Source organism: Thermocladium sp. ECH_B, assembly GCA_001516585.1.
GTDB lineage: Archaea > Thermoproteota > Thermoprotei > Thermoproteales > Thermocladiaceae > Thermocladium.
Genome location: LOBW01000078.1, coordinates 1 through 8038, shown reverse-complemented (window position 1 = coordinate 8038; position 8038 = coordinate 1). Strand labels below are relative to the sequence as shown.

Annotated in this window: 9 protein-coding genes and 1 tRNA gene; 3 read left to right on the top strand and 7 right to left on the bottom strand. The window is 47.0% G+C overall.

Translation table 11 applies throughout. From position 1 onward, the window contains the following. Positions 1 to 257: 257 nt before the first annotated feature. Both AT710_08365 and AT710_08360 read left to right on the top strand, forming a co-directional pair. A complete protein-coding gene (locus AT710_08365) occupies positions 258 to 635 on the top strand; it encodes a hypothetical protein (protein KUO90758.1) in 378 nt (125 codons plus the stop codon). Positions 636 to 1125: 490 nt separating this feature from the next. Further along, positions 1126 to 1734 carry a hypothetical protein gene (locus tag AT710_08360; protein KUO90757.1) on the top strand — a complete coding sequence of 203 codons (609 nt, stop codon included), beginning with the start codon at positions 1126 to 1128 and terminating at the stop codon, positions 1732 to 1734. Positions 1735 to 1759: 25 nt separating this feature from the next. Here AT710_08360 and AT710_08355 read toward each other — a convergent pair whose 3' ends face one another. The 5 genes from AT710_08355 to AT710_08335 all read right to left on the bottom strand — a co-directional run bounded on the left by AT710_08355 (position 1760) and on the right by AT710_08335 (position 5110). Further along, on the bottom strand, positions 1760 to 2392 hold the full coding sequence (locus tag AT710_08355) for a hypothetical protein (protein KUO90756.1): 633 nt from the start codon (positions 2390 to 2392) through the stop codon (positions 1760 to 1762). Then, on the bottom strand, positions 2393 to 2929 hold the full coding sequence (locus AT710_08350) for a hypothetical protein (protein KUO90755.1): 537 nt from the start codon (positions 2927 to 2929) through the stop codon (positions 2393 to 2395). A gap of 197 nt (positions 2930 to 3126) precedes the next feature. Then, positions 3127 to 3558: an alkyl hydroperoxide reductase gene (locus AT710_08345; GenBank protein ID KUO90754.1), complete on the bottom strand. Its 432-nt coding sequence runs from the start codon at positions 3556 to 3558 to the stop codon at positions 3127 to 3129. A gap of 329 nt (positions 3559 to 3887) precedes the next feature. After that, positions 3888 to 4175: a DNA-directed RNA polymerase subunit L gene (locus tag AT710_08340; protein KUO90753.1), complete on the bottom strand. Its 288-nt coding sequence runs from the start codon at positions 4173 to 4175 to the stop codon at positions 3888 to 3890. Positions 4176 to 4726: 551 nt separating this feature from the next. Beyond that, positions 4727 to 5110, bottom strand: a complete 384-nt coding sequence (locus AT710_08335; GenBank protein ID KUO90752.1) for a histidine kinase — start codon at positions 5108 to 5110, stop codon at positions 4727 to 4729. A gap of 129 nt (positions 5111 to 5239) precedes the next feature. On the opposite strand from AT710_08335, the gene AT710_08330 reads away from it, so the two are divergent. Further along, positions 5240 to 7087: a hypothetical protein gene (locus AT710_08330; GenBank protein KUO90759.1), complete on the top strand. Its 1848-nt coding sequence runs from the start codon at positions 5240 to 5242 to the stop codon at positions 7085 to 7087. A 3-nt stretch (positions 7088 to 7090) separates the two neighbouring features. On the opposite strand, the gene AT710_08325 is transcribed toward AT710_08330, so the two are convergent. Both AT710_08325 and AT710_08320 read right to left on the bottom strand, forming a co-directional pair. Then, on the bottom strand, positions 7091 to 7435 hold the full coding sequence (locus AT710_08325) for a hypothetical protein (GenBank protein KUO90751.1): 345 nt from the start codon (positions 7433 to 7435) through the stop codon (positions 7091 to 7093). 445 nt (positions 7436 to 7880) lie between these two features. Beyond that, a tRNA-Arg gene (locus AT710_08320) sits at positions 7881 to 7960 on the bottom strand. Positions 7961 to 8038 lie beyond the last annotated feature (78 nt).

Sequence of the window (8038 nt, the reverse complement as noted above, 5' to 3'; positions counted from 1 at the left end):
ACCTCTTCTTCGTATGCCGCGGCTCCGTCAGTGAGGTAAACGACAACGACTTGATAGCCTGACTTAACGAGGTTAGCGATGTTTCCGCCCATGCCGATGACTTCATCGTCCATGTGCGGAGTGAGTACCAACCTGACCTCGTTGTTCACGTTGTCCATCTTTAATAACTCTAGTTTAAATTTATAAAGTCACCCTCCTTCTGTCTAGGGACTTATTGCGGGTTCAAGATTTATATAATTGGAATATTAGGTACTATTATGAGGTTTTGGATAGAGGTTGCGTGCTCTTCCGTGGAGGAGGTGGCAGATGTTATAGCGAGAGTCTTAGAAAGTAAAGGATGCACCGTTAATGTCCGTTGGGAGCAGTCCTTCCAATTCCCTCAAGAGTACGTACGTGTTGATGGAGTAGAAGTGATTGACGAGCCGTATGGGAAGTACAAGATCATGGCCTATTTTACCGTAAAGAAAACCTTAAGGAAACCCGATAGGTGCGAGGTCAAGGCAGGATACTTAGTAAAGGTCCTGGAGGACAGACTTAACAATCCTGATAGCCTTGCAGTATCCGCGGCAATCAAAGGCATGGCCGAAGGACTTGTGGATGTCGTCATGAGAGAGGTATTCTTTTCCTTTGCTTGAGGAGCTTCTGAGGGTAGGGTTAATAAATTGCAGTTTTTAGTTTTCGTCTCAATTATAGGGCGATATTTTGGGGGAAGATTCCAGAACTACTGTTACAAATCTTGTTAAGGATTTTTCATATTTTACAAACGCTCTAGGGTACAGTGACGAGACCGTCTAAGTAGGTTGAGCTGGTGCCGCATGGAGGCGATCTTACTGACCGCCTTTCCGGGAATCTCCCCCTTTTCGAAGGAACCTTCAAGTAGCCCTACAACATCCTCTAACGGTTTCACTTCTTTTACCAGCTCGCGTCCGGCGGCTATTACTCCATCTAGGTGTCCTTTGGGAAGGTTTAATTTGAGCTCGAGGTCTTCTGTCTCTTTTCCCGTGAGTCTTAGATAGCCCCTTTTGACGCGGTAGTAGAGCTCCTCTATGATGTCCCACGCCTCGCATGCCGGCCGCCTGAGCCTGGCGGCGAGGGCGAGGGGGGTTTGGGCTTCATTGAATTTTCATGAATTTGTATCCAATTCTCAGCCCTTGGGCTTCACCGGAGTCACGGGGAAACCCGTTACCCCTAAACAAGGTGAGGAGGCTCCACAAGGAGCTATCAAGGAAGAGGTATCTCTCCCATAATTGGTTTAGGGCTAAGATGGAGCTGGCGAGGGCTTATGAGCATTTGGCGGATCTGAGGAGGTACTTGTACATGAAGTTGGGCAAATACTTCGCCGAGCATTATGACGTCGTGGTTATGGAGGATATCTCCGTTAAGCAACTCATTGGTAAATCTGGGAGGAGGTTGAAGCTTCACGACGTCGCCATTCACGAGCTTAGGAGCATCGTGGAGTATCAAGTGGAGAAGTATGGGAAGGGGTTCATCCTAGTGGATCCGAGGGACTCCTCGAAGGCATGCGCCAAGTGTGGATATGTAAAGGACTTAACGTTGAGTGATGGGGTTTTTGAGTGTCCCAGGTGTGGTTGGAGGGCTGATAGGGATTATAATTCGCTTAATCATTTGAGGCGTGCGGGGTGGGTGCCGCCCGTGGTGCCCGTGGAGCTCCACCCACTACCCGTGGTTCACAACTACGGGCAAGGCGGGGCAAGGAAACGGGAAACCCCTTAAGGATGGAGTAGCTCACTAATTTTTCCTATCCTAATTTAGTCCTTTGATTTAGCCGCGTTATTGAATTGATGTATTCCTCGAATGATGTGGATGCCGTTATCACTGTTGATTCTCCGTTTCTATATTCCCTAAGTATCCCCATTGATGAGAGGACTTGCATGGTTTTAGCAATGTCTAGACCATTTATGCGAGAATGAGTCGCTATTATTTTCTTAGCGTTCTGCGTTATGCTTAAATTAGCCATTGACGCATACATGAATGCCACCGAGCGAATCACATTTATCACTTCATCAAGCGGTGCCTGGGTTCTAAGCCTGATTCCACTCAGTTCAGAGTAGTATCCCTCCTCATTAAGTATCGCAGTAACTACATCAAATGGAACCGAGTGAGTGGGTTGAGCCATGGAAATCAAGACGGAGAGATCCATGGAACCGCCGTTCCTAGCCTTAAATACTCCATATATCTTCAATGCCTCGGCAAGCATTATATCGCTCGACTCCTTATCCCCCCTAATGCGCAGCTCAACCGTGTTGGATCTGACGCTTATGATTAACTCGCCCATCTTTACCCTACGCGTCAATAGATCCACGAAATCCACGGCTTCCCTCGCGTTCCGAAACTTCAGAACTACGCGCCTATTGCCGCTCATCAGTACCATCTACTCCAGGGCTACCTTCTTTCGAACGCTGACGCCACAATTGGGACAGTAGGCTCGGGTGCCCTTGAACTTCAATATTGCACGGCAATGGGGGCAACGAGCCTCGACCACCCCAAGCCCCAGCCCCCTAATGCTTAGGTGATATGGTGGTCCATGCGAAATAACCCTTGCCTTAATGAAGTCGCCTATCCCCACCGCATCATAAACCGTGTTTAACCTATTATCCCCAGCATGAACTATATATATGAAGCCGGTGGCGTTTATTCTATTTATCTTACCCTTATCAAGCACAGCCACTATCCTCACGACAGCCACTTTATCAGTGGAGGACACAACCCTACCGTAAACTATTGAACCCTGCTGGAGAAGCCTCGGCTTTATTGGATTAACCTTAACCTCATGGGCCTTCACATCATAATTGGGCACACCAATCACAGTGGAGACTATGGCGCCATTTCCATCCAGATCCGTGAAATCGCCCGGCACATACTCCTCCTCGACGCCTAACTCTTCGCCTGGAACTGAAATCATCGGCATCAACTCTATAGAAAACCAAGAAACGCCCTCGTTAAAAACCCTTCCCTTACTAATTTAACGCACTTAGCTAAGAGGCTCGACCTCTTAGGGGGATCATCGGCTCCGTAACGAAACCCTAATGTCGATAATCCTCAAGATCCAAGATCATAATTGGATCCCTCATTTTCATCAATAGAATATGAGGAGGATGCGACCGCTCATCCCTTTAATATGGCTAAGGCTTTATCTGCGTGTTCCTTGGCATCCTTAAGTCCCCTTAATATTTCAATTATCTTTCCAGACTCATCTATGACAAACGTGACGCGTTGAGCCGTGGAGCCCCTTAATACGCCGTACGCCTTGGAAATGGATTTATCCGCATCAGAGACCAATGGAAACTTGGCTCCATACTTCTGCGCAAACTTTAGTTGAGTATCTATTTTATCAACGCTAACTCCAATAATCTCCGCATTGATTTTCTTGAACTCATCATATAATTCCACGAATCTCTTTAACTCGCTTGTGCAGCCGCTTGTGAATGATTTAGGGTAGAAATAGAGAACCACACGTCTTCCCTTGAGGCTTGATAACCTTATTTTTCCAAGGGTAGACTCGGCCTCAAAGTCCGGCGCAATTTCTCCCTTCTCCATGAGAAGAGAACGATGCAATACGAGAAAAATGCTGCGCGTGTGTTAATGTAGAGAAACACTGTTGTGGGGTTTCTCTGGAATTGAATTAATTGCGTGTCCACTCAGCGGTAACACTTATACCATAACCAAAAACCACAGCAAATAGGGAATGCATTACTTTATTATTGCTATTTGGGCATCATCTATCTCTATATAATCATCGAGAAGATATGTTCCCCATTGCGTTCTTCGCCCCCTCGTTGATGAATCCCTGCTGGTTATTGATATTAGGCAAGCGGCTGGATCCGGCTCCACGATCACTTCGAGGGGCCTTACTCTTCTGATCTTCATTATGAACCACCCAACTCATTCATTAATTGCTCCTTTAATGAGTCTATGTCGATAAGCATGCTGGCCACAGCCTCGTTAAGCACATCCATGGGGGGGCGATTGATNGTCCTTATCTTTAACGTTATTCTCCTAGTTAATGGGTGATCCATGTCGTACATCGCATACTCAACTCCCTTCTGCTTAAGGAGGTAATTGAGGAGGGGAGCAAAGAGCGTATGATCCTCTCCCTCTATTACTGCCTCCAAGTAGTTATCGCCTCTCTTAATGTTAAGTACCTTAATGCGCATATGCCGGCATGATGCGGCTCCCTTTAAAAATGTAACTACATAGACGCTAATCTATGATGATTATGGCAGCCTATACTGATCTCCTCTCCGCCCTAAAGGGCGAGAATTGTAGTTCATTTTATAGAGGACATTGATGTAACTTCTCAGCTAACTCTAACGAATTCACCAATCATTCATGCCAGGTTTCATCACTTAATATTGCATGCCCTATGGCTGCCCTTTAATTTTTACGGATCCCCTAAAGCAGTGACAAAATCTGACCTCCTCCCCGCCTTGAGGGGGTTTCGGGGCCTTTGGGGTTATACCCCTTTGTGGGCGCTACTCCTTCCTAACATTGTCGCCGTGATCGGCAATGGTTCCCCGAGTTAGCCGGGGAAGAACTACTAACCAACACCAAGCTAAACCCCAGCTCCAACCCGCCTAAAAAGGCGGGACTTGCCGCTCTAATTATCAAGGGAAGTGGCGGGCAGCATCGATTAAGTAATGTAATCCTCTAGACCTCGGGAGTTCTCGTCCTTTAGGGCTACAAGGAGAGCAAGTGGGACGTTTTTCTATGGGTATGCTGATTCCGCTGTTAGTTGCCTTAATACGTCCCGTATGGATAATATGCCCACGACCTTCCCATCATCATCGATGACTGGTATATGCCTTATTTGGTGCTCTATCATTTTCATGCCTATTGATAGGATTGATTCGCCCTTTCTAGCTGTAACTAAGTTCTTAGATGCTACCTGGCCCACCGGCGTGTCGAGAGAGATGCCTTCAGCCACTACCTTGACTAGGTCCCTCTCGGTGAATATACCAACTACCTTGCCGTTCTCGGTAACTACTACGCTTCCAATATTGTTTTTGCTCATTTTCTCCGCCACGATTCTCAATGGATCACTTGAATTACAGGTTATCACGTTTCTTTGAGTTGGTTTGAGTAGGGACATAGTTACCTAGATTACTCAGGTATAAATAAGCATTATGGTATAACTCATTATTATCTGGGTATTATCGAGTACACTAAAAGTAATGATCACACAAAAAACCTTATCAATACGATAAATATAGTGAACCTAATGAAATATAGGTTATTGGTGATCGATGCAAACCAATCAAAGTGGCGAATAGAGGAGGGGAATTGGATTGGACCGCTTGATGCCGTCATTGACCTCAATAATAGATTAGAGACTTGGAGAATGAAGCCACTTGACCCAGAAATACCATTCCTAATTGGGTGGGGAAGACTAGTTGGGGGAAACCTAATGGGCGTTCACAGGGCCATAACGGTTTTCCGAAGCCCACAGACGGGCACGATCCATGTTTCAGCAATGGGCGGAGCTGGATATAGATTCATGAAGTCGGGCATCAATGGCATAACGATAATCGGCAAATTCAGGAACCCCACCATAATACTAATAGGAAGCAGGATGGGGAAGCTCTCGGTGGAGGTTAATGAGACTGCACTAGATAGGTTATGGAACTATGGCGGGCACACCGGAATCGAGGCCGCAAAACAATTCCTACTGGATACTTATTGGGACTTCATATCGCTTCACAGGGCTAGGCCGATAATTACTGGACCAGCAGCGGCAACAACCGTAATGGGCGCCATAGCGAGCTATGATGTGGATTACGGCAAGAAAAGCTTCAAGCCGGGGGCCGAGGACTTCGCCGCTAGGGGTGGAGGCGGGTCAACGCTGCTCCAGGGCCATAATGTGGCTGTCATGTTAATTGGAGGAGACTCCGAGGTAAGCGGGCCTCGAATTAATGAAGTGGATCAAGTATTTATGAGGAAGATGGGGAAACCATATATAGCAACGTTGAGTGAGAAGACGATAAAGTATAGGTTTGATCCGCAGCTCGGCACAGGCGGCACCTTTGGAGTTAATTACGTGCATTACAGGGAATTGATACCAATGTTTAATTTTCAATCAATATACCTGTCCCTAGAGGAGCGAAAGAAGTGGGCCGATGCTGCAATTCAATATTTCTGGAAACCATTCCAGGAAGAAGCATTCATTAAGTCAAGGAGTTGGTATAATTGCGGCGAGCCTTGCTCCGTTGTATGTAAGAAAGTTTGGCGCGGCAAGAAGATAGATTATGAACCGCTTAATGCAGTGGGTCCCTATATAGGCGTGTTCACATTAGGCGATGCAGTTAAGGTCGCCGATGAGGTGGATAATTATGGCTTCGACTCCATAGAGGTGGGATATGACTTAGGCTTAGCGTTTGAGGCTGTGGAGCGGGGGCTCATAGATCCCAGCGAGGCTGGATTAAGCGGGAGGCCAGTGATCGACCCATCAAGTTATGACGTATCTAGCAGTGAGTCAAATGCTGCATTGGCGCTGGAGGGAGTCAAGGCAATGGTGAAGGGAGAGGGATTACTGGGCAGGATTGGATTGATTGGATTACGACAAGCGGCGATTGAACGAAAATTGAACGATTATGCGGTTTATGTCCCTCTTGGGAGCAGGTACTACATGACTCCTAACTATTATTGGGCACCCGGCATGGTGGCTCCAGTATATATGCTTGGCAGGTATTGGACCAATTATAATCCAACATTCATGGATCCAGGCGAGTTCGCTAAGTCCGTGTACTCCAGGGCATTAATGGAGCTAGCCATAGATAATGCTGGGGCATGCAGATTTCATAGGGGATGGCTTGAGCCGGTAATTGAGGAGGCATATGGCTTGGTGGGGATTAATATCAATATAGAGAAATTCGCTGCCTCCCTGTACCGTGAATTCGCTGAATACTCACGTAGGGCGGGAGCGATGCCAATGTATTGGGAAAGCAAGAGAACCAGCGACATGGTTATGAGCATGGCCAGGGAGTTGGGGGCTAAGGATTGGATCGAGCGATCCCCGCGCGAGTGGTATGATAAATTTAAGGAAACCTTCGATGCATTAGTGAATGGTTAATCATTATATTCTCTTTATTCCTATTACGCCATTCTGAAGAGTCACTTCCACATAATCGCCAACATCGAGTTTTCCTCCGAAATACTCTATCTCATCATCGGTTAACCAAATAGTTATGCGCGGAATAAGCACCTTATTGCCCAATGCTTGATTAAGCAGCGGCATCGACTTCAGTACTTGCTGCATCATGTTCATAACTTCGCGAGCCATCATTGCGGACTCATCACCACCAGCCACAATGGGGCCGGGATTCTCCCTCTCCTCCACTATATCTATCTTTATGAGCTTATTACCCAATGGATCGGGCATAAGCGTCTTGCTTATCACGTATCCCTTAAACGATGCCATGAAGAGATAAATAATTAACCTATATTAATATATTTCCACTGAAATACATGCAGGAAGCTCCACTATCTATGAATAGGACAGAACGGCCAAGCCTAACGGCATCTTCCGGGCCTCTACCCATAATTAGCACTATTATGCAGTAATGCGAAGTTCAGGGTTTAAGTGGAGGCAAGAATGCGATTACTGACCTCCTCCCCGGGCCCTAAAGGGCTCCCCGAGGTCTTGGGGGTTACGCCCCATTACGGGCGCTACTCGGCCTTCGCGTCGTGGATCCTCCTCCCGGTATTGCGGGAGAAGTCGGCTCCTGCTCCCCATTCTCTAAAAATTGACCGGGGAAGGACATTAAAGGGAAATAATCCTCCTTTTCAAGCTTTTACCCCGCGCCCTAAAGGGTGAGTTTGCCGTTCGTTTTATCATGATGAAGATGCTCAGATGACTATGGAGTTGGCGGACCCGGTGGGATTTGAACCCACGACCTACGGCTTAGGAGGCCGCCGCTCTGATTCCATGCTGAGCTACGGGTCCCAAACACAGAAATGCAACGACCATTTTTTAAACATTATCCATCACGAAGCATGAGGACCTCGTTCCTTCTAGGAGCCG